General features: G+C 62.9%; 23 protein-coding genes. 12 read left to right on the top strand and 11 right to left on the bottom strand.

The window, feature by feature from the left end; translation table 11 throughout:
• The first annotated feature begins 197 nt into the window (after positions 1-197).
• Both rhtA and APH36_RS22960 read left to right on the top strand, forming a co-directional pair.
• Positions 198-1,085 carry a threonine/homoserine exporter RhtA gene (gene rhtA / locus APH36_RS22965; protein WP_060500571.1) on the top strand — a complete coding sequence of 296 codons (888 nt, stop codon included), beginning with the start codon at positions 198-200 and terminating at the stop codon, positions 1,083-1,085.
• A gap of 193 nt (positions 1,086-1,278) precedes the next feature.
• The gene (locus tag APH36_RS22960) at positions 1,279-1,560 is read left to right on the top strand and encodes a hypothetical protein (protein WP_016714998.1); all 282 of its coding nucleotides are present in this window, start codon (positions 1,279-1,281) and stop codon (positions 1,558-1,560) included.
• Between the two features lie 39 nt (positions 1,561-1,599).
• Here the strand turns inward: APH36_RS22960 and APH36_RS22955 are convergent, their stop codons facing one another.
• A complete protein-coding gene (locus APH36_RS22955; RefSeq protein ID WP_060500569.1) occupies positions 1,600-3,408 on the bottom strand; it encodes an aminopeptidase P family protein in 1,809 nt (602 codons plus the stop codon).
• 220 nt (positions 3,409-3,628) lie between these two features.
• On the opposite strand from APH36_RS22955, the gene APH36_RS22950 reads away from it, so the two are divergent.
• Positions 3,629-4,744, top strand: coding sequence for a DUF3182 family protein (locus APH36_RS22950; RefSeq protein WP_060500567.1), 1,116 nt, complete (start codon positions 3,629-3,631; stop codon positions 4,742-4,744).
• Positions 4,728-5,498 (top strand): S9 family peptidase, encoded by a 771-nt coding sequence (locus APH36_RS22945; RefSeq protein WP_060500565.1) that lies wholly within the window; start codon positions 4,728-4,730, stop codon positions 5,496-5,498. The genes APH36_RS22950 and APH36_RS22945 overlap by 17 nt, the downstream gene beginning before the upstream one ends.
• Here APH36_RS22945 and APH36_RS22940 read toward each other — a convergent pair.
• Entirely contained in the window at positions 5,477-5,857 is a 381-nt protein-coding gene (locus APH36_RS22940) for an antibiotic biosynthesis monooxygenase (protein WP_060500563.1), read from the bottom strand. The two genes, APH36_RS22945 and APH36_RS22940, sit on opposite strands and share 22 nt — an antisense overlap.
• A gap of 54 nt (positions 5,858-5,911) precedes the next feature.
• Positions 5,912-6,931, bottom strand: coding sequence for a GlxA family transcriptional regulator (locus tag APH36_RS22935; RefSeq protein ID WP_060500560.1), 1,020 nt, complete (start codon positions 6,929-6,931; stop codon positions 5,912-5,914).
• 82 nt (positions 6,932-7,013) lie between these two features.
• Between APH36_RS22935 and APH36_RS22930 the strand changes: the two genes are divergently transcribed.
• Positions 7,014-7,562 carry a cysteine hydrolase family protein gene (locus APH36_RS22930; RefSeq protein WP_060500558.1) on the top strand — a complete coding sequence of 183 codons (549 nt, stop codon included), beginning with the start codon at positions 7,014-7,016 and terminating at the stop codon, positions 7,560-7,562.
• Between the two features lie 48 nt (positions 7,563-7,610).
• On the opposite strand, the gene APH36_RS22925 is transcribed toward APH36_RS22930, so the two are convergent.
• Positions 7,611-8,174 (bottom strand): helix-turn-helix domain-containing protein, encoded by a 564-nt coding sequence (locus tag APH36_RS22925; RefSeq protein WP_060500556.1) that lies wholly within the window; start codon positions 8,172-8,174, stop codon positions 7,611-7,613.
• A gap of 83 nt (positions 8,175-8,257) precedes the next feature.
• Here APH36_RS22925 and APH36_RS22920 point away from each other — a divergent pair, with 83 nt between their 5' ends.
• From APH36_RS22920 to APH36_RS22890, 7 genes are all read left to right on the top strand, one after another.
• On the top strand, positions 8,258-9,205 hold the full coding sequence (locus APH36_RS22920) for a DMT family transporter (RefSeq protein ID WP_060500548.1): 948 nt from the start codon (positions 8,258-8,260) through the stop codon (positions 9,203-9,205).
• Between the two features lie 149 nt (positions 9,206-9,354).
• Positions 9,355-12,270, top strand: a complete 2,916-nt coding sequence (locus APH36_RS22915; protein ID WP_060500540.1) for a monovalent cation/H+ antiporter subunit A — start codon at positions 9,355-9,357, stop codon at positions 12,268-12,270.
• Entirely contained in the window at positions 12,270-12,614 is a 345-nt protein-coding gene (locus tag APH36_RS22910; RefSeq protein ID WP_003250128.1) for a Na+/H+ antiporter subunit C, read from the top strand. The genes APH36_RS22915 and APH36_RS22910 overlap by 1 nt, the downstream gene beginning before the upstream one ends.
• Positions 12,611-14,290, top strand: a complete 1,680-nt coding sequence (locus APH36_RS22905; RefSeq protein ID WP_060500538.1) for a monovalent cation/H+ antiporter subunit D — start codon at positions 12,611-12,613, stop codon at positions 14,288-14,290. The genes APH36_RS22910 and APH36_RS22905 overlap by 4 nt, the downstream gene beginning before the upstream one ends.
• A complete protein-coding gene (locus APH36_RS22900; RefSeq protein ID WP_060500536.1) occupies positions 14,287-14,775 on the top strand; it encodes a Na+/H+ antiporter subunit E in 489 nt (162 codons plus the stop codon). The genes APH36_RS22905 and APH36_RS22900 overlap by 4 nt, the downstream gene beginning before the upstream one ends.
• Entirely contained in the window at positions 14,772-15,050 is a 279-nt protein-coding gene (locus tag APH36_RS22895; protein WP_003250109.1) for a K+/H+ antiporter subunit F, read from the top strand. Before APH36_RS22900 ends, APH36_RS22895 begins: the two co-directional genes overlap by 4 nt.
• On the top strand, positions 15,047-15,412 hold the full coding sequence (locus tag APH36_RS22890; RefSeq protein ID WP_060500534.1) for a Na+/H+ antiporter subunit G: 366 nt from the start codon (positions 15,047-15,049) through the stop codon (positions 15,410-15,412). Before APH36_RS22895 ends, APH36_RS22890 begins: the two co-directional genes overlap by 4 nt.
• Positions 15,413-15,422: 10 nt before the next feature.
• Here the strand turns inward: APH36_RS22890 and APH36_RS22885 are convergent, their stop codons facing one another.
• The 7 genes from APH36_RS22885 to APH36_RS22855 all read right to left on the bottom strand — a co-directional run bounded on the left by APH36_RS22885 (position 15,423) and on the right by APH36_RS22855 (position 20,626).
• Entirely contained in the window at positions 15,423-15,635 is a 213-nt protein-coding gene (locus tag APH36_RS22885) for a hypothetical protein (RefSeq protein ID WP_060500529.1), read from the bottom strand.
• A complete protein-coding gene (locus APH36_RS22880) occupies positions 15,632-16,102 on the bottom strand; it encodes a hypothetical protein (protein WP_060500527.1) in 471 nt (156 codons plus the stop codon). Before APH36_RS22880 ends, APH36_RS22885 begins: the two co-directional genes overlap by 4 nt.
• 345 nt (positions 16,103-16,447) lie before the next feature.
• Positions 16,448-16,642 carry a hypothetical protein gene (locus APH36_RS22875; protein WP_012271507.1) on the bottom strand — a complete coding sequence of 65 codons (195 nt, stop codon included), beginning with the start codon at positions 16,640-16,642 and terminating at the stop codon, positions 16,448-16,450.
• Between the two features lie 178 nt (positions 16,643-16,820).
• Positions 16,821-17,225 (bottom strand): TraR/DksA family transcriptional regulator, encoded by a 405-nt coding sequence (locus APH36_RS22870; RefSeq protein WP_003250099.1) that lies wholly within the window; start codon positions 17,223-17,225, stop codon positions 16,821-16,823.
• Between the two features lie 284 nt (positions 17,226-17,509).
• Complete coding sequence (locus APH36_RS22865; protein WP_060500526.1) at positions 17,510-18,283, bottom strand: enoyl-CoA hydratase; 774 nt, start codon at positions 18,281-18,283, stop codon at positions 17,510-17,512.
• Positions 18,284-18,296: 13 nt separating this feature from the next.
• On the bottom strand, positions 18,297-19,424 hold the full coding sequence (locus tag APH36_RS22860; protein WP_060500525.1) for an acyl-CoA dehydrogenase: 1,128 nt from the start codon (positions 19,422-19,424) through the stop codon (positions 18,297-18,299).
• An 8-nt stretch (positions 19,425-19,432) separates the two neighbouring features.
• Positions 19,433-20,626, bottom strand: coding sequence for an acetyl-CoA C-acyltransferase (locus tag APH36_RS22855; protein ID WP_060500524.1), 1,194 nt, complete (start codon positions 20,624-20,626; stop codon positions 19,433-19,435).
• Positions 20,627-20,632 lie beyond the last annotated feature (6 nt).

The raw sequence follows: 20,632 nt of genomic DNA, 5'->3' as shown, positions 1-20,632 counted from the left end.
ACTCAACAGGGTCGCTAGCTTTGCTTCGCTACCGCGTTGGAGTGGTGCGCATTATAGGGCCGCCTTCAAGGAGGTCAACCCTTAATTTCAATGTTTTGAAATATTTATGCCGAAGGCGCTTCAGGGCTACCACGCGCCCCATCAATTGCGCACTATATTGCTCATCACCCACCCCGCCCAAGGATCGCCGCGCAGAAATGAACACCCAGCCCCGCAGCCTGGCCGCCACCCTCTTCCCGATTGGGCTGCTGCTTATCGCCATGGCATCGATTCAATCGGGTGCCTCCCTGGCCAAAAGCATGTTCCCCATTATCGGCGCACAAGGTACCACCGCCCTGCGCCTGATATTCGCCAGCATCATCATGCTGCTTATATTGCGCCCGTGGCGGGTACGCATGACCGCCAACACCCTGCGTAACGTGGTCATCTATGGCATGGCCCTGGGTGGCATGAACTTCCTCTTCTATATGGCGCTGCAAACGGTGCCCATCGGCATTGCCGTTGCACTGGAGTTCACTGGGCCGCTCGCCGTGGCGATCTTCTCTTCACGCCGGCCAATCGACTTTCTGTGGATTGCCCTGGCCATCGCCGGCCTGCTGCTGTTGCTGCCAGCAGGGCACAGTGGCCAGGCACTCGACCCGGCCGGTGCTATCTACGCGCTGGGGGCTGGCGTGTGCTGGGCCCTGTACATTCTGTTCGGCCAGCGTGCCGGGGCCGAACACGGCATCCAGAGCGCCGCGCTCGGCGTGGTGGTCGCTGCACTGTTCGTCGCCCCCATCGGCATTGTCCACGCGGGCAGTGCGCTGCTCACGCCCGCTGTCATCCCCATGGCGTTGGGCGTGGCGATACTGTCCACCGCACTGCCCTACAGCCTGGAGATGGTTGCCCTCACGCGCATTCCGGCTCGGACCTTCGGCACCCTCATGAGCATCGAACCGGCATTCGGGGCGTTGTCCGGCCTGCTCTTCCTGGGCGAAGTGCTGACGGTTACCCAATGGCTGGCGATTCTGGCAATTATTACGGCCTCTGTCGGCACCACGCTCTCCATGCGCAAGGAGCCCGCCCCAGCCGTCGCAGCAGACTGATATGAGAAATATTTTCATTTGAGACAGGATTAAAGATTGTAGCGATCCGTCTCGCTGATTAAGCTGTCACAGAATCATCATCTTTACGCTATCTACTGAACCGAACAGGGACGCTGGGGAAATTTCAGGAAGAACCGAAGCGATAACGACAGGGCCAGACGACAGCTGATCGGCCCTGCATTTAAGGACAGGAATGAAACGTATTTTTCTCATCCTGGCCATCTTGGCTATTGCTGGATGTGCCGCCACGGCCAAGACTGAGGTCAAGAGGGGCAAGAAGGGCCTGCATATCAACTGCTCCGGCCTCTCCTCTTCGTGGGACAACTGCTACAGCAAAGCCGCGAGCTCTTGCAGCACACGCGGCTACCGGGTCATCGCACGCTCGGGCGACAGCGATGAAGAAGCCGGCGATTACTTGTTCGGCATCAACCCGGCGGGTTACACCAGCCGCAGCATGATCGTCATCTGCAAGTAGAAAAAAGGGCAGCTCACAAGCTGCCCTTTTCATTTGCCGTTACAGCGGCGCGGTACGCGTCTCTAGCCAGGCCAAGGCGTCACCCTTGAGCAACGGCGCCAGGCGCTCACGCACCGTGGTGTGATAGCGGTTCAACCACTCCACCTCTTCTTTTGACAGCTGTTCGGCTAGCAGGCAGCGGGTGTCGATCGGGCACAATGTCAACGTCTCGAAGTTCAGGAAGCCGCCAAATGCACTGTTGCCGGCTTCGCGATTGACCACCAGGTTCTCGATGCGTACACCCCATTGCCCCGGGCGATACGTACCTGGCTCGATCGAGCTGATCATGCCCGCCTGCATCGCCGTCTGCGGTGCAGGTGCCGCCTGGTAGGCAATGACCTGTGGCCCTTCATGCACATTCATGAAGTAACCTACCCCATGCCCGGTACCGTGGCCGTAATCCACCTGGTCTGCCCAGATCGGTGCACGAGCAATGGCGTCGAGCAACGGCGACAGCACCCCACGCGGAAAGGTGGCACGCGACAGGGCAATCATGCCCTTGAGTACCCGGGTACAATCCTGCTTCTGCGGGTGGCTGGGGTTGCCCACCGGCACCATGCGTGTGATGTCGGTGGTGCCGCCCAGGTACTGCCCGCCCGAATCGATCAGCAAAAGCCCGTCGCCCTCGATGACCGCGTGCGACTGCTCGGTAGCGCGGTAATGCGGCATGGCACCGTTGCCATTGAAGGCAGCAATGGTCGAGAAACTCAGCGATACGAAACCCGGGCGCCGAGCACGGGCGGCACTCAGTCGCTCGTCAATCGTCAGCTCGGTGATAGTCTCTTTCCCCAGGCTGGCCTCGAACCAGGCGAAGAATTCGCACAAGGCCGCACCATCCTGCTCCATGACCTGACGGATGTGAACAAGGTCTTCATCACCTTTGCATGACTTGCTCAGGGTGGTGGGGTTGATCCCCTCGATCAGCACAACCTCTGCCGAACGGTTTTCCAGCAGGCCACAGGTGACCCGTGCCGGGTCCACCAGCAACCTGCTACCGGCCGGTACGGCACCTAAAGCCTTGCCAGCCTCGCTGTAGTCGCGCACCTCGATGCCGTCGGCTGCCAGCACTTGGCGCAAATGCGCATCCATCTTGTCCTGGCCAACGAACAGGATGGCCTGCTGCTGATTGATCAAGGCAAAGGCCAGGAACACCGGGTTGTAGGAGACATCGCTGCCACGCAGGTTGAACAGCCAGGCGATGTCATCGAGGGTCGCAATGAAATGCCAGTCCGCGCCCTTGGCTTGCATGCCTTGGCGCAACTGCGTGAGTTTTTCCGCCCGGCTCACCGTGGCATGAGGTGGCAAGTGCTGGTACACCGGGTTGCCGGGCAACGCCGGGCGCCCATCCCAGACCTGCTCCAGCAAGTCCTTGTCAGTCACCAACCGCGCACCACGCACTTTCAACCGTTCGACCAACTGGCGTGCCGAAGCCAACGCCATGACCGCACCATCCACCGCGACACTGCCGTTGAGCTCGACGTTTTCACCCAGCCACTCCAGTGCCCCGGGTTTGCCCGGCAAAAGCTTCATCAGCTCAATACCGCTGCCAGCCAACTCATGTTCCGCCTGCTCCCAGTAGCGGCTATCTACCCACAAGCCGGCAAACCCCGGGGTAACTACCAGTGTGCCGACCGAGCCGTGGAAACCCGAGAGCCACTGACGCCCCTGCCAGTAACCGGGCAGGTATTCGGAAAGGTGGGGGTCGGCCGAAGGCACCAGCAAGGCATCGATGCCCTCTGCCGCCATGGCCTGGCGCACGCGTGCCAGGCGCTGTGGCACGCTTTGCTCAAGGGTGGTCTGGACGTTCATGCGCTCTCCTGCGGCAACATCACGGTTGATCCAATGTGCCGATAATGGAACAGCCGCCAGAACCCTGCAATCGCGACGACCAAGACACGGCATGCATTGCCCGCCACGCCTTGCACTAATCAGACACTTCATACAAGGCGCTCAGGACCACCGATCAAGTCCCGCTGAACTTCCGCAAAGGGGCGGCTTCACACACAGTACACTCACTGCCCACAGGCAAATGACCATGCCCAGTGCCTGGCATTCGAAAACCGGCGTGGTGCTGCTCGACACCCGCGAGAAAACGCCCGAGCATGAGCACGCCGTGCACCTCAAGCTTGCCGACGGCCTCGCCCGCCTGCTGGGTTGCCCACATGTGCTCAGGCAGCAGGCCAACACCAACGATAACTACTACTTCGTGCCCACCGAGACCCTGATCGACCACAGGCGCTATGCCGCCCTGGGTATTCTTGGCGAACAGGATCTGTTTGGCGGCCTGGTGTCCTACCCCCACATGGCGACCAAGGCAATCTCCCACCCGCTGCCGGCCAAGGCCAGCTTCCCACCGGGCTGGACCGATGCCTTCGCCCAACAGGCTTGTGATGCACTGCTGCGCGGCTACACCGTGTTCAGCAAAGCCGATGCGCGCACTGCCGCACAGTTGCTGCTGCTCGACGGCCCGCTACGGGTCAAGCCGGTACTGGCGAGCGCAGGCCGCGGACAACATGTCATCAGCACAGCGGACGCACTGGAACCCCTACTGGACGATATGGACGAACAGGCGCTGGCCGTGTGGGGGCTGGTACTCGAAGAAGACCTGAACGACGTAAAAACCTTCAGCGTCGGCCAAGTGCGCGTCGCGGGGCTGACATGCAGCTATCACGGTACCCAACAGCTGACCCATGACCACCAGGGCATCGAGGTGTATGGCGGCTCCGACCTTGTGGTGGTACGTGGCGACTATCAAGCGCTGCTGGAACTCCCCCTGGAAGACCACCTGCGCCTGGCGATCAACCAGGCCATGACCTACGAGCAGGCTGCCGAGCAGCACTTCCCTGGCTTCATCGCCTCACGGCGCAACTACGACATCGCTCGCGGCATGAGCCCTCAGGGCCACCTGCGTAGCGGTGTGCTCGAGCAATCCTGGCGCTTGGGCGGTGCCAGCAGTGCCGAGTTGCTGGCCCTGCAGGCATTTGCCGATGACCCGGCATTGCAGCAGGTGCATGCCTCCACCCACGAAGTGTTCGGCACGCCCGACCTGCCCGCTGATGCCACCCTCTTCTACCAAGGAAACGACAGTGAACTCGGACAATTCAGCAAATTTGCACGGATTCGCGAACATGGCCGTTCAGAGTGAAACCGTTGAACTGCAAGTCGACAACGACAGCATTGTCGGCACCCTGGTCAGCCCCGGCAGCAAGATGCCGGGCATCCTCTTCGTGCACGGTTGGGGCGGAAGCCAGCAGCGTGATCTGGCCCGGGCCCGGCACATCACCGGGCTGGGCTGCGTGTGCATGACCTTCGACCTTCGCGGGCACGAAAAGACCGAAAGCCAACGCCTGACAGTCACGCGTGAACAAAACCTGCATGACCTGATGGTGGCCTACGACCGGCTGCTGAGCCATCCAGCCGTGGACAGTAGCGCCATCGCCATCATCGGCAGCAGTTATGGTGGCTACCTGGCAACGCTGCTGACCCGCCAACGGCCAGTCAAATGGCTGGCCCTGCGGGTACCCGCCATGTATTGGGACGACGAATGGAACACCCCTAAGCAAACCCTCGACCGCCAACGCCTGAACGCCTACCGGCAGCAATCGCTTGGCCCGGCGGACAACCGTGCACTGGCAGCGTGCGCCGAGTTCGACGGGGACGTTTTGCTGGTAGAGTCCGAACAGGACGACTATGTACCGCACAGCACACTGATGAGCTACCGCTCGGCATTCATCAGCGCCCATTCACTCACCCATCGCATCGTCGACGGGGCCGACCACGCGCTGTCCAGCGAACAGAGCCAGAAAGCCTACAGCTCAATCCTGGCAGCCTGGATCAGCGAAATGGTCATCGGTGCCCGACTGGACCGCTACCCGCATTACGCGCCTTGGTATGCCTGAAGCTCGCCTACCTGACAATGCAGGCCGCCATCGGCGCCGCGCACCAGACTGCGCAGCGTCTGGTAGGCTGCAAAGTTCACCCCGCGCGCCTGATGCTGCCCCAGCAGCTCAAGGAAGGGCTCCTCAACGAAGTACACGGCCGCCGCCGACCAGGCCTGGCGTGACCGCCATTGCAGGTATTGCAGCACCCGGCTGCCATCGTCACTGGCCTGGACACTGACACCCTGCAGCCCTTCACAGCGCGCAGCAAGCGCTTCGCTGCGCGCCACCAAGGCCTGAGCCAATGCTTGTTGGCACATGCTAGGCACTTCGTACTCGATCATCTGGGTGAACCAAAGGGCATGAGGGATTGCCGACATCGGCGGTCTCCTGGTAACGGACGCATGCAGCGCGATGCCGAGCAGGGTAAAACCTCAAGTAAAGTCAAGGTCAAGTGGTTTATGCGTCCCCTCACCTGATACCGCAAAACGCCGCCGGTAGTCACTCGGCGTCAGGCCGGTAATGCGCTGGAACACCTTGCGAAACGCACCCGGGTCCTGGTAACCGACACCCCAGGCAATCTGTTCGACGTTGCGCCGGGTGAACTCCAGCAAACGGCAGGCTCGCCCTACCCTCACCTGCTGGCAATACTCGGTCGGCCGCAGCCCGGTGGCGGCACGAAAGCGCCGCAGGAAGGTGCGCGCTTCCAGCCCCGCGCACGCAGCCATCGCCGCAAGGTCAGCATCCTGCCCGCCATTGCCCTGCAACCAATGTTGCACCTTTAACACGGCCTCGTCGCCGTGGTCCAGGCGCGGGCTGAAGAGTGCTCCGGGCAAGGGCACTGTCGTCGGCTCGACTGCCAGGTAGCGAGCGGTCTCTCGCGCCACCGTCGCCCCAAGAAATCGCTCCAGCAGACGCAAGCCCAGGTCAGTCCAGGCCATCAACCCTGCCGAGGTCACGATATCGCCGTCGTCCAGCAACGGCTGCCGGGCCTCTACCCGCACCTTGGGGAAGCGCTGGGCCAGGGCATGTACGTAGTTCCAGTGGGTGCAGGCCGGGCGCCCGTCGAGTAGCCCACTGGCGGCAATGAAAAACACCCCGATGCAAACCGAAGCCAGCACCGTACCGCGCCCGTGCAACCGGCACAGCGACGCGCGGTGACGGTCAAGCAGCTCGGCTTGCGGGGCCGACTCAAGGCTTGGTGGAATGATCAATACACCCAGGCCCGGTGCAGCGGTCGCTGAGCTATCCGGGGTTGGCAGCAACTGCCCTGCTTCATCGGCCTGCCAGAAGCTGACCCGAATGTGCGGCAGCTCGACAGCCCCCAGTTCGGCCGCAACCCGGTTGGCCACCAGGAACAGGTCGGCCAGGCCGTATACGGCCGCGCGCTGCACGCCGGGGTACAGCAGCAGACCGATGTCCAGGCTGGCGGGGATGTCAGTTTTTGCCCGCATAGTGTCGTTCGCGCCAATCCTCAGGTTCGTGCACACAGCCTATAACTAACGCCTACCAACGACTACTGCCACAGGAGGCAGCATGAGCAAGCAGGCGCTGATCATCATCGACATCCAGAACGACTATTTCCCGGGCGGCAAATGGACCCTCGATGGCGCCGACGAGGCGGCCGACAACGCTGCCCGGTTGCTGGCAGCCGCGCGCCAGCGCGGCGACCTGGTGGTGCATGTACGCCATGAGTTCGACAGTGCAGATGCACCCTTCTTTGCACCGGGCTCGCAGGGCGCGGCCATTCACGCCAAGGTCGAACCGGCAGCAGGCGAGCCGGTGGTGCTCAAGCACAAGGTCAACGCCTTCCTCGGTACCGACCTTGAGCACACGCTGGACCGGCATGGCGTCGAGGCCCTGACCATCGTCGGCAGCATGAGCCATATGTGCATCGATGCCGCCACCCGTGCTGCGGCCGACCTGGGTTACGAGGTGACCGTGGCGCACGATGCCTGTGCGACCCTGCCGCTGGCGTTCGACGGCAGACAGGTACCGGCGGCGCAGGTTCATGATTCGGCGATGGCGGCGCTGGCATTTGCCTATGCAAAGGTCGTGAAGACCGATGAGTTGCTTGAAGGCTGATCGGCTCGAAAGCTTTGGGGCTATGCATCAGCCCCAAAGCTTGCAGGCTCAAATCACCACATTACGCACGAACCGCACCGCCACCGCCCCATCATTGCGGTATGCATACCGGCAGTTGCTGGGAAACACATGGAACTGCCCAACCAGCAAACGACGCTCGACCCCTTCGATGATCAACGTCAGCTGCCCTTGCGCCACATAAATCTGCTCGCTCCAGCCTTCGGCATCGGCCTCGCTGGAATAGCACTCGCCAGGCGCCAAGGTCCACTCCCACAGCTCCACCTCACGCCGCGCCGGGCTGGTGCCAAGCAACACTGCGCGACTCTGCGGATGCTCACCCGCCCAGGCCAGCTCTTCGATACGCCCGGGATCACGCCGATCAGGCGCCTGGATCAAGGTACTGAATGCCACCCCAAAGGCTTCGGCGATCAAGTCCAGCGTGGTCAGGCTGACGTTCTTTTCCCCCGCCTCGATCGCCACCAGCATGCGCCGGCTAACCCCAGAGCGCTCGGCCAACGTCGTCTGGCTCATGCCGGCCGCGTTGCGCAGGCTGCGCACATTGAGGCTGACATGTTGAAGCACCGATGCGCGGTGCGCGGAATCTTTGTGCACTATATTGCTCACTGGTCGAGATTGCGCAGTATACTGCCCACTTTGCGGCGATTGTGCGCCGCCCCCTTCGAGTGCGCAAGACCATGAGCCAGGCCAGCAACAAACCGACCCCCACCGTCACTTTTCGACTCAGCAAGGCTGAACTGGTACTGGTGTTCATCACCATGCTGTGGGGCGGCACCTTCCTGCTGGTGCACAACGTGATGACCGTCAGTGGCCCGATGTTCTTCGTCGGCTTGCGCTTTGCTGCAGCTGCACTGTTCGTGGGCGTGGTCTCGGCGCGGGCATTGCCAGGGCTGACCTTCACCGAGCTCAAGGCCGGCATGCTGATCGGCGTATCGATCATGCTCGGCTATGGCTTGCAAACCATGGGCCTGCAAACCATCAGCAGCAGCCAATCGGCGTTCATCACTGCACTGTACGTGCCGTTCGTGCCACTGCTGCAGTGGCTGGTACTGGGCCGACGGCCAGGCCTGATGCCCAGCATCGGCATTTGCCTGGCGTTCATCGGCCTGATGCTGCTGGCCGGGCCGGAAGGCGGCAGCCTGCATTTCAGCGAGGGCGAGGTGGTCACCTTGGTCAGCGCAGTGGCCATCGCCGGCGAAATCATCCTGATCAGCCGCTACGCCGGCCAGGTCGACGTGCGCCGGGTTACCGTGGTGCAACTGGCGACCGCGTCGTTGCTGGCATTTCTGATGATCGTGCCCACCCAGGAGCGTATCCCCGACTTCTCCTGGCTGCTGCTGGGCAGCGCCGTAGGCCTGGGCGCCATGAGCGCAGTCATCCAGGTGGCGATGAACTGGGCACAAAAGTCGGTTTCCCCCACCCGGGCCACGCTCATCTACGCCGGTGAGCCAGTGTGGGCCGGAATCGTCGGGCGCCTGGCGGGCGAACGCCTGCCGGGCGTGGCACTGCTCGGTGGCCTGCTGATCGTGATCGCGGTGGTGGTGAGCGAGCTCAAAGTACGTCGAGCACGCGCCACCGAGGCACGCGATGTACAGAATGAAGGCGAACGCCAGGCGGAGCTGTGAAGTCGCTAACAGCAGCTATGCTTTGTAAACAAATGTTATAAAAAAACAGCTTGTCACAGCCTGTTTGTAGGATTCTGCGACAGCTTGCGTGTTGGTGATCACCCCCTCGGCACGTATGATCTTTGCAAACTTCTCCAGAATAGGCCGCTATGTCATTGATAGTGCTATTGCTTCTGCCGTTCGTGGGCAGTTGCCTGGCAGCCGTGCTGCCGCACAACGCACGTAACGCCGAGTCCATTCTTGCCGGGCTCGTAGCCCTGGTCGGTACCGTCCAGGTAGCACTGCTGTACCCCCAGGTTGCCCATGGCGGTGTGATTCGCGAAGAGTTCCTGTGGCTGCCCAGCCTGGGGCTCAACCTGGTACTGCGCATGGACGGCTTCGCCTGGCTGTTCTCGCTGCTGGTACTGGGCATCGGCACGCTGGTGTCGCTGTACGCGCGCTACTACATGTCACCGCAAGACCCGGTACCGCGCTTCTTCGCCTTCTTCCTGGCCTTCATGGGCGCCATGCTTGGCCTGGTGATCTCCGGCAACCTGATTCAGCTGGTGTTCTTCTGGGAGCTCACCAGCCTGTTCTCCTTCCTGCTGATTGGCTACTGGCACCACCGCGCCGACGCCCGTCGTGGTGCCTACATGGCGCTGATGGTGACCGGTGCAGGCGGCTTGTGCCTGCTGGTCGGGGCCCTGCTGCTCGGCCATGTGGTCGGCAGCTACGACCTGGACAAGGTCCTGGCTGCCGGCGATACCATCCGCCAGCATGCGCTGTACCCGGTGCTGCTGCCCCTTGTTCTCATCGGCGCCCTGAGCAAGAGTGCACAGTTCCCCTTCCAGTTCTGGCTGCCCCACGCCATGGCAGCGCCCACGCCGGTATCGGCCTATTTGCACTCTGCCACCATGGTCAAGGCCGGGGTGTTCCTGCTGGCGCGGCTGTGGCCGGTGCTTTCCGGCAGCGAAGAATGGTTCTGGATCGTCGGCGGTGCCGGTGCCCTCACCCTGCTGCTCGGCGCGTTCGCCGCCATGTTCCAGAACGACCTCAAGGGCCTGCTGGCCTATTCGACCATCAGCCACCTGGGCCTGATTACCCTGCTGCTGGGCCTGAACAGCCCACTGGCTGCCGTTGCAGCGGTGTTCCACATTCTCAACCATGCCACGTTCAAGGCCTCGCTATTCATGGCCGCCGGCATCATCGACCACGAAAGCGGTACACGCGACATCCGCCGCCTCAGCGGCCTGATCCGCCTGGTGCCCTACACCGCGACCCTGGCCATGGTGGCCAGCGCCTCGATGGCTGGCGTGCCGCTGATGAACGGCTTCCTGTCCAAGGAAATGTTCTTCGCCGAAACCGTATTCATCAGTTCCACCGCGTGGGTCGAAGCCACCCTGCCCGTGATCGCCACCCTGGCTGGCACCTTCAGCGTGGCGTATGCCCTGCGCTTTACCGTCGATGTGTTCTTCGGGCCGACCGCCCAGGACCTGCCCCACACCCCGCACGAGCCGCCACGCTGGATGCGTGCGCCGGTCGAACTGCTGGTGCTCACCTGCCTGGTGGTGGGGATCTTCCCTGCCCAGTCGGTCGGCCCACTGCTGGCCGCTGCGGCGCTACCGGTGGTAGGCGGCACCCTGCCGGAGTACAGCCTGGCGATCTGGCATGGCTGGAACGCACCGCTGATCATGAGCCTGGTAGCCATGAGCGGCGGTATCGTGCTGTACCTGTTGCTGCGCAAGCAGCTGCGCCTGGGCCGCTTCCCCTACCCGCCGGTGATCGAGCGCTTCAACGGCAAGCGCCTGTTCGAGCACGGGCAGGTTCACCTGATGGTGCTGGCGCGTCGCGTCGAGCGCCTGTTCACCTCTCGCCGCCTGCAATCGCAGCTGTTCATGCTGGTGGTCGCCGCCTTTCTCGCAGGCCTCACGCCCATGCTCTACAGCGGGCTGAGCTGGGGCGACCGGCCGAAAATTCCGGGCTCGGGCGTGTTCGTTGCACTGTGGCTGATCGCCATTGCCTGCGCCATCGGCGCCGCCTACCAGGCCAAGTACCACCGCCTGGCGGCACTGATCATGGTCAGTGTCTGCGGCCTGATGACCTGCATCACCTTTGTCTGGTTCTCCGCGCCTGACCTGGCCCTGACCCAGCTGGTGGTGGAAGTGGTCACGACTGTGCTGATCCTGCTGGGCCTGCGCTGGCTGCCACGGCGTATCGAAGGCGTATCGCCACTGCCGGGTAGCCTGGAGCGCGCGCGCATGCGCCGCCTGCGCGACCTGCTGCTGGCCGTGCTGGTGGGTGGCGGCATGGCCGTGCTGTCCTACGCCATGCTGACCCGGCCAACGCCCAACGACATCTCGTCGTTCTACCTAAGCCGTGCGCTGCCCCAAGGCGGCGGCACCAACGTGGTCAACGTGATGCTGGTGGACTTCCGCGGCTTCGACACCCTCGGTGAAATCACCGTGCTGGTGGCCGTGGCGCTGACCGTGTTCGCCCTGCTGCGCCGCTTCCGCCCACCCAAAGAGAGCATGCAACTGCCGGCGCAGCAGCGCCAGCTGGCACCCGACGTGGTCACCGACCTGATCAACCCACGGCATGCCACCGACACCGCCCTGGGCTTCATGATGGTGCCTGCCGTGCTGGTGCGCCTGCTGCTGCCCGTCGCGCTACTGGTCTCGATGTACCTGTTCATGCGGGGTCACAACCAGCCGGGCGGCGGCTTTGTCGCCGGCCTGGTGATGTCGGTGGCGTTCATCCTGCAGTACATGGTGGCCGGTACCCAGTGGGTCGAAGCGCAGATGAGCCTGCGCCCGCTGCGCTGGATGGGCACCGGACTGCTGTGCGCGACCCTGACCGGGGTCGGCGCCATACTGCTGGGTTATCCGTTCCTCACTACCCATACTGCCCACCTGCACCTGCCACTGCTGGGTGATGTGCATGTGGCCAGCGCGCTGTTCTTCGATGTCGGCGTATACACCGTGGTGGTCGGCTCGACCTTGCTGATCCTCACGGCCCTGGCGCACCAGTCGGTGCGCGCTTACCGCCCGGGCAACCCGGCGAAAACCAGCCAAGCAGGAGCCGCCTGATGGAAGAAGTGATTGCAGTCGCCATCGGCGTGCTCGCCGCCTCGGGGGTGTGGCTGATCCTGCGCCCCCGTACCTACCAGGTCATCATGGGCCTGTGCCTGCTGTCGTACGGGGTCAACCTGTTCATTTTCAGCATGGGCAGCCTCTTCATCGGCAAAGAGCCAATCATCAAGGACGGCGTCACACAGGACCTGCTGCACTACACCGACCCGCTGCCGCAGGCGCTGGTGCTTACCGCCATCGTCATCAGCTTTGCCATGACCGCACTGTTTCTGGTGGTGTTGCTGGCCTCACGCGGCCTGACCGGTACCGACCACGTGGATGGCCGGGAGCGTGACGAATGAATGGAATGAGTCAACTGATCGTTGCACCTATCCTGCTGCCGCTGGTCACTGCCGCAGTCATGTTGTTGCTGGGTGAAAAGCACCGGCAGATCAAGGCCCGCCTAAACCTGCTGTCAACCTTCGCCGGCCTGGCAATCGCCGTCAGCCTGCTGCTGTGGGTGCGCACCCAGGGGCATGCAGCGTCGATCGGCGTTTACCTGCCGGGCAACTGGCCGGCACCGTTCGGCATCGTGCTTGTCGTGGACCACTTGTCGGCCCTGCTGCTGACCCTGACCGGGGTTATCGGCTTCAGTGCGCTACTGTTCGCCCGCGCCCGGTGGGACGGTGCCGGGGCAAGCTTCCATGCGCTGTTCCAGATCCAGCTGATGGGCCTCTACGGCGCCTTCCTCACGGCCGACCTGTTCAACCTGTTCGTGTTCTTCGAGGTGCTGCTGGCCGCGTCCTATGGCCTGCTGCTGCATGGCTCGGGCCGCGCCCGGGTGCGGGCCGGCCTGCACTACATCGCCATCAACCTGTTCGCCTCGTCGCTGTTCCTGATCGGCGCCGCCATGCTGTATGGCGTGACTGGCACCCTGAACATGGCCGACCTGGCCCTGAAGATTCCCCTGGTACCAGAGGCCGACCGTGGCCTGCTGCACGCCGGTGCGGCGATCCTGGCGATGGCGTTCCTGGTCAAGGCCGGTATCTGGCCGCTGAACTTCTGGCTGGTGCCCGCCTACGCTTCGGCCAGCGCACCCGTGGCTGCGCTGTTCGCCATCATGACCAAGGTCGGCCTGTATGCCTTGCTCCGCCTGTGGACACTGTTGTTCTCCGGGCAGGCCGGGGCCTCGGCGCATTTCGGCGGCGAATGGCTGGTATACGGCGGCCTGGCCACCCTGGCGGTGGCTGCGGTATCGATCCTGGCTGCACAGCGCCTGGAGCGCATGGCGGCCCTCAGTATCCTGGTCTCGGCTGGCACCCTGCTCGGCGCGGTTGGCTTTGCCCAGGCGCCGCTGACCGGCGCGGCGTTGTTCTATCTGGTCAACTCCACCCTGGCCCTGTGCGCGCTGTTCCTGCTCGCCGAACTGGTCGAACGCTCACGCTCGGCCAATGAGGCGCCCCTGGACGAAGAAGAAGACATGATGCCGCCCCCGCTGGAGTCGCTGCACCCGCCCAAGGGTATCAACCTCGACGACGAGCAAAAGGCGGTGATCGGCCAGATCATCCCGTGGACCATGGCCTTCCTGGGCCTGAGCTTCATCGCCTGCGCGCTGCTCATCATCGGTATGCCGCCACTGTCGGGCTTTGTCGGCAAGCTCAACCTGATCAGCGCGCTGTTCAACCCGCAGGGCCTGGGTGTGCCGGCCGAACAGCCGTTGAGCCCGGCAGGCTGGGGCCTGGTGGCACTGCTGATTCTGTCCGGCATGGCGTCGCTGATCGCCTTTGGCCGCGTGGGCATACAGCGCTTCTGGAAGCCCGAAGAGCGCCCGTCACCCGTGCTGCGCCGCTATGAGTGCCTGCCCATCGTCATCCTGCTCGGCCTGTGCATGGTCCTCAGCCTCAAGGCCGAGCCTTTGCTGCGCTACACCCAGGACACCGCCGCCAGCCTGCAGGCACCGGACGCCTACATCGAAGCCGTGATGGCCGCCCGGCCGATTCCTGGCCCCACCTCGCTCGACGTACAGGTGCAGCCATGAGCCGACTGTTCCCCGCCCCGCTGCTATCGGTTTCGCTGTTCGGCCTCTGGCTGTTGCTGAACCTCTCGGTCAGCCCCGGCAACCTGCTGCTGGGTGCCGCACTGGGTGTGCTGGCACCGCTGCTGATGGCACCGCTGCGTCCGCAGCATGCCCACGTACGTCGGCCGCTGGTCATTGCCCGGCTGATCGGCCGGGTCGGCATTGATGTGATCGTCTCCAACCTGCTGGTGGCTCGCGGCGTACTGCGTGCCGGCAAGCAGCCGCCACGCTCGGCGTTCGTGCACATACCGCTGGCATTGCGCGACCCGCACGGCCTGGCGGCACTTTCGATGATCACCACGGTGGTGCCCGGCACCGTCTGGTCCGAGCTGGCGCTGGACCGCAGTGTCTTGCTGCTGCATGTGTTCAACCTGGACGATGAAGCGGCCTTCATCGAGCACTTCAAGGACACCTACGAACGCCCGCTGATGGAGATCTTCCAATGACAGGCCTGCTCGCCAATGCTGTCCTCGCCAGCCTGTTCATCTTCGCCCTGGCCATGGGCCTGGCGCTGATCCGGCTGTTCCGTGGCCCGTCCGCCCAGGACCGGGTGCTGGCGCTGGACTACCTGTATATCCTGGCCATGCTGACCATGCTGGTGCTGGGGATCCGTTACGCCAGTGACACCTACTTCGAAGGTGCCCTGCTGATTGCGCTGTTCGGCTTCGTCGGCTCGTTTGCCTTGGCCAAGTTCCTGCTGCGCGGAGAGGTGATCGAATGACCGAAACCTTGGTACTGCCCTTCTGGCTGGAGGTGGTCACTGCCGTGCTACTGCTGACCGGCAGCCTGTTCGCCCTGGTGGGTGCCATAGGCCTGGTACGCCTGAAAGACTACTTCCAGCGGATGCACCCACCGGCACTGGCCTCGACCATTGGCGCCTGGTGCGTGGCGCTGGCCTCGATCATCTACTTTTCCTGGCTCAAGGACGCGCCTGTGCTGCACGCCTGGCTGATTCCGATCCTGCTGTCGATCACCGTGCCGGTCACCACGCTCTTGCTGGCACGGGCGGCGCTGTTCCGTAAGCGCATGTCAAAAGAGCCAGTGCCCGAAGAGGTCAGCAGCGGTCGCGACTGCGGTAACTGAAGGTTGCGTCTCACGTTTGGCTGAGGCGCTGCAGCTCCCGCCGGACCATGGCGACATAAGGCGGTGGGCCGAGCCGGTAGAGCTCACCCGCCACCCAGCTCAACCAGGTGCTTTGCAGTTCCTCGCGCCTGGCCAGCAAACGTTCGGCCTCGGCCACGGCATCCGCCTGATGCTGCCGATGAAATTCAGCCCGCGAGGCAGGTGCACCGTCAGCGCCGGTCACTCACTGGCCTTGAAGGTGGTCAGTTCACCCTTGCGCCATTTGGCAACCTTGCCGGTCACCGCCTTGAGCAACTTGCCCAGGCCTTCCTGCACTTGCTGCTGTGCGGCGAACACCAGCATCACGCCCTGGCCCTCACGAAACACGATGCCCTCGCCTTCCGGCACCGAAACGAAGGCGTAATCGCCCACGCCATACACATTCAACTTGATTTCGCGAAAGCGCATTTCCAGCTTGCCACCCTCACGGCTGGGCAATACAGCAGCGCGGAAGTGGTCGCCTACTTTTAGCTCCAGACGTTGCTTGTCATCGACCACCAGTGCACTTTCGGTGTCGATTTCGGCCATATAAAGGCCTTCTGGATTCTGTTCGGTGACATAGATGAAGCGGCCCTGGAACAGTTGGGCCAATTTACCGCGCAAGTCGCCCAGGGCGAACAATGCATGGGTATCAAGAGTGCTGACTGCCAATGAAGTAATCCTCAACCGGTTACAACCCGCCCTCACCCAAGCTCGGGGAGGCACGGCCATTTCTTATCGATAGGCGAAAAGAGTAATAAAGCGATATACGAAATGTCTGTGCCCGCTGGCGATGCAGCGTGCAGGAATCTTTACTCTGGTTTGCCAGATTCGCCCTCAACCGAAGGCGTTTGGCTCATTCCCGGCGTGGGAAGCGTGATGCCTGAGATCACTCGCCAGAAAGCGCAACCAAGGAAGCGGGCCTGCGAGAACACAAGGCTTGCCATCCCGATGCGCATTACTGTAGGACAAATATGCCCGAAAACACCGAAACCCGTCGAGAGGCAATAAACATTTTCAGGCAGCCAGCCCTTTCTTCAGTTGTTGCTGCCAGGCGGCCTGACATTCCAACGCCTCTTCACGGGTGGCAAATGCAGTACCACGGCGTTCGCCATTGACCAGCACCACCCAGCAGATGCGTTTGCCCAGCGCTTGCAGGGTGGCCGGCACCCCCGAACCAATCATCACGGCTACATCGACTCGGCTATTCATCATTCCCTCCGGAAGTTAATTAGCAACCTAACGATATAGCCATGATACGCCTGCTCGTGGCGAGGAAACAGCGCATGCCGGTACAGCAGTGTTACGCACGGGGCAACAAAAACGGCGCCAACGAGAAACGCAAAAAGCCCCAGGGATTGCTCCGTGGGGCTTGGCACCGCGCGCGGGGTTATACCTGGCGCTGGTGGCGGTCGAGCTGCTCGTGGCGCTCCTGGGCTTCGATGCAATACTTGGTGGTCGGGCTGATCAGCAGTCGCTTCAGGCCAATCGGCTCACCGCTGTCATCGCACCAGCCGAAGCTTTCGTCGGCAATACGGTCCAGGGCCATTTCCAGCTGTGGCAGCAGGCGCTGGTCGCGGTCGATGGCATTGACCAGCCAGCTACGCTCTTCTTCGACCGAAGCCACGTCGGCAGGGTCCGACGGAGTGTCCAGGCCTTCGATGGTGGTGCGGCTGAGCTCGATGCGCTCATGGGTTTCGACTTTCATCGCCTGCAGCAGCTCAGTGAAGAAGGCCAGCTGGTCGGCGTTCATGTAGTCATCGGCCGACATGGCCAGCAACTGTTCCTTGGTCATCGATTTCTCTATGAAAAAATGTGCATTTGGGCGATTCATGTGCCGCCGACGCCTTGGCATCGGCAGCGGAATTCTTCAAGCGCCAACCGGCACTCTTTTACAGGGGGCGGCAGTCTAAGGCGCCACGTCGCGTGGAGCAACTGCAAATGGGGCTGAATTTGCCTCAGGTGCTTACAATCCGCTGGTCGGTGCCAGGGAGGTAGCGTTGGGAAAGGCCGTGCTGGCCTGGCGCCGGGCTTCTCCAGGCATGCACCTGGAGGCCCGGCTAAAATCCCCTGCCAGTATTAACGGTCCTTGAACTGCGCCTCGCGCTTGGCGATGAACGCGGCCATGCCTTCTTTCTGGTCTTCAGTGGAGAACGCCGCATGGAACACTCGACGCTCAAAGCGCACACCCTCGCTAAGGGTAACTTCGAACGCCCGGTTGACGCTTTCCTTGACCATCATGCTCACCGGGATCGATTTGCTGGCAATGGTCGCTGCCACCTTCAGCGCCTCTTCCACCAGCTCAGCCTGCGGCACAATCCGCGCCACCAGGCCAGCACGCTCGGCCTCTTCGGCACCCATCAGGCGGCCAGTCAGGCACAGTTCCATGGCCTTGGCCTTGCCCACCGCACGGGTCAGGCGTTGGGTACCGCCCATGCCCGGCAACACGCCGAGGTTGATTTCCGGCTGGCCGAACCTGGCATTGTCGGCGGCCAGGATAAAATCACACATCATCGCCAGCTCGCAGCCACCGCCCAGGGCAAAGCCAGACACCGCAGCAATGATCGGCTTGCGGCGGTTGGCAATGCGGTCGGCATCGCTGAACAGGTCGTCAACGTAGATCTGCGGGTATTGCAGCCCGGCCATTTCCTTGATGTCGGCGCCAGCGGCAAAGGCCTTGGCCGAACCTGTCAGCACCACGCAGCCGATATTCGGGTCACGCTCCAGCTGGTCCAGGGCCTGGTTGATTTCACCGACAATCTGCGCGTTCAGCGCATTGAGCGCCTGCGGGCGGTTGAGGGTGATCAGGCCGACCTTGCCGTGGATGTCCAACAGGATGGTTTCGAATGCCATGCAGTCTGCTCCTTCAAAGATTGCGCGCAATAACCATGCGCTGAATGTCGCTGGTGCCTTCGTAGATCTGGCAAACCCGAACGTCTCGGTAAATCCGCTCCAGCGGGAAGTCACTCAGATAGCCATAACCGCCCAGGGTCTGCAAGGCATCCGAACAGACCTTTTCGGCCATTTCCGAGGCAAACAGCTTGGCCATCGACGCTTCCACCAGCGCTGGGCGCCCGGCATCACGCAGTGCGGCAGCGTGCAGCACCATCTGCCTGGCTACGGCAATTTTCGTGGCCATGTCGGCCAGGCGGAACGCCACGGCCTGATGCTCGATCAGCGCCTTGCCGAAGCTTTGCCGTTCGTTGGCATAGTCGCGGGCCACTTCGAATGCGGCGCGGGCCATACCCACAGCCTGCGAAGCAATACCGATGCGACCACCCTCAAGGTTGGCCAGGGCGATCTTGTAGCCTTCGCCCTCCGCGCCCAGGCGGTTGGCCACGGGCACACGCACATTGTCGAAAACGATCTGGCACGTGTCGGAGGCATGCTGGCCGAGTTTGTCCTCGACCCGTGCCACCTGGTAGCCCGGCGAATCGGTCGGCACGATGAAGGCGCTAATGCCACGCTTGCCGGCGTCCGGGTCGGTCACGGCAAACACGATCACTACCCCGGCGTTTTGCCCAGAGGTGATGAACTGCTTGCTGCCGTTGAGCACGTAGTGGTCGCCATCAAGCTTTGCACGGGCTTTCAGGCTGCTGGCATCAGAGCCTGCCTGCGGTTCGGTCAGGGCGAAGGCACCGAGCATCGCGCCCGTGGCCAGGGGGGTGAGAAACTGCTCTTTTTGCTGCTCGCTGCCAAAACGCAGAATCGGCACGCAACCTACCGAATTGTGCACGCTCATGATGGTCGAGCAGGCGCCATCACCGGCAGCGATCTCTTCCAGGGCCATGGCATAGGCCACATAACCGGTATCGCTGCCACCCCACTGCTCCGGCACCAGCATGCCGAACAGGCCAAGCTCGGCCATCTCGTCGATGGCCTCTTTCGGAAAGCGGTGTTCCTTGTCCCATTGTTCGGCAAACGGTTTCAGGCGCTCCTGGGCGAAAGCGCGCACGGCGTCGGCGATCTGTTGTTGCTCGTCAGTTACCAGCATGGTTCACCTCAGTACAGGCATTCGACAGCCATGGCCGTCGCTTCGCCGCCGCCAATGCAGATGGCCGCTACACCCCGACGCAGGTTGTTCTGGCGCAGGGCTGACAGCAGGGTGACCAGAATGCGCGCGCCAGAAGCACCGATCGGGTGACCCAGGGCGCAGGCGCCGCCGTGAATGTTGACCTTGTCGTGGGGCAGGTCGAGGTGCTTCATGGCCGCCAGGGTGACCACCGCGAAGGCCTCGTTGATTTCGAACAGGTCGACCTCGGCCAGGTTCCAGCCGGTGCGTTTCATCAGTTTGTCGATGGCCCCGATCGGCGCGGTCGGGAACAGCGCCGGGGTGTCGGCGAATGCGGCGTGGCCATGGATCACCGCCAGCGGCTTGAGGCCACGTTTCTCGGCTTCGGAGCGGCGCATCAGCACCAGCGCGGCAGCACCATCGGAAATCGAGCTGGCGTTGGCTGCCGTCACCGTGCCGCCTTCGCGGAAGGCAGGCTTGAGCTGCGGGATCTTGTCCAGGCGCGCCTTGGGCGGCTGCTCGTCATCCTTGATGACGCGTTTTTCCTTACCCTCGGTGACTTCCACCGGCACGATCTCGGCGGCAAAGCGGCCGCTCTTGATCGCGTCCTGGGCACGGGTCAGCGAGGCGATGGCGAACCGGTCCTGGGCTTCGCGGCTGAAGGCATTGGCTTGGGCGCAGTCCTCGGCGAAGGTGCCCATCAGGCGGCCTTTGTCGTAGGCGTCTTCCAGGCCGTCCATGAACATGTGGTCGATGATCTTGCCGTGGCCCATGCGGTATCCGCCACGGGCTTTGTCCAGCAGATAGGGGGCGTTGGTCATGCTCTCCATGCCACCCGCTACCACCACGTCTGCGGTACCGGCCAGCAGCAAGTCATGGGCCATGATCGCGGCTTGCATGCCCGAGCCACACATCTTGTTCAGGGTGGTGCAGGTGGTGTGCTTGTCCAGCCCGGCGCCCAGCGCCGCCTGACGCGCCGGTGCCTGGCCCTGGCCGGCAGGCAGCACGCAGCCGAACAGCACCTGCTCGACGCTGGCAGCGTCGATGCCGGCGCGCTCCACGGCGCCGCGAATGGCCGCACTGCCCAGTTGTGGCGCGGTCAGGCTTTTAAGGTCGCCCTGCAGGCCGCCCATGGGCGTGCGCACGGCGCTGACGATTACGATTGGGTCATTGGCGAGGGTCATGTTCGC

Source organism: Pseudomonas sp. NBRC 111133 (genome assembly GCF_001320605.1).
Classification (GTDB): domain Bacteria; phylum Pseudomonadota; class Gammaproteobacteria; order Pseudomonadales; family Pseudomonadaceae; genus Aquipseudomonas; species Aquipseudomonas monteilii.
This window is presented reverse-complemented; position numbering and strand designations above follow the sequence as displayed.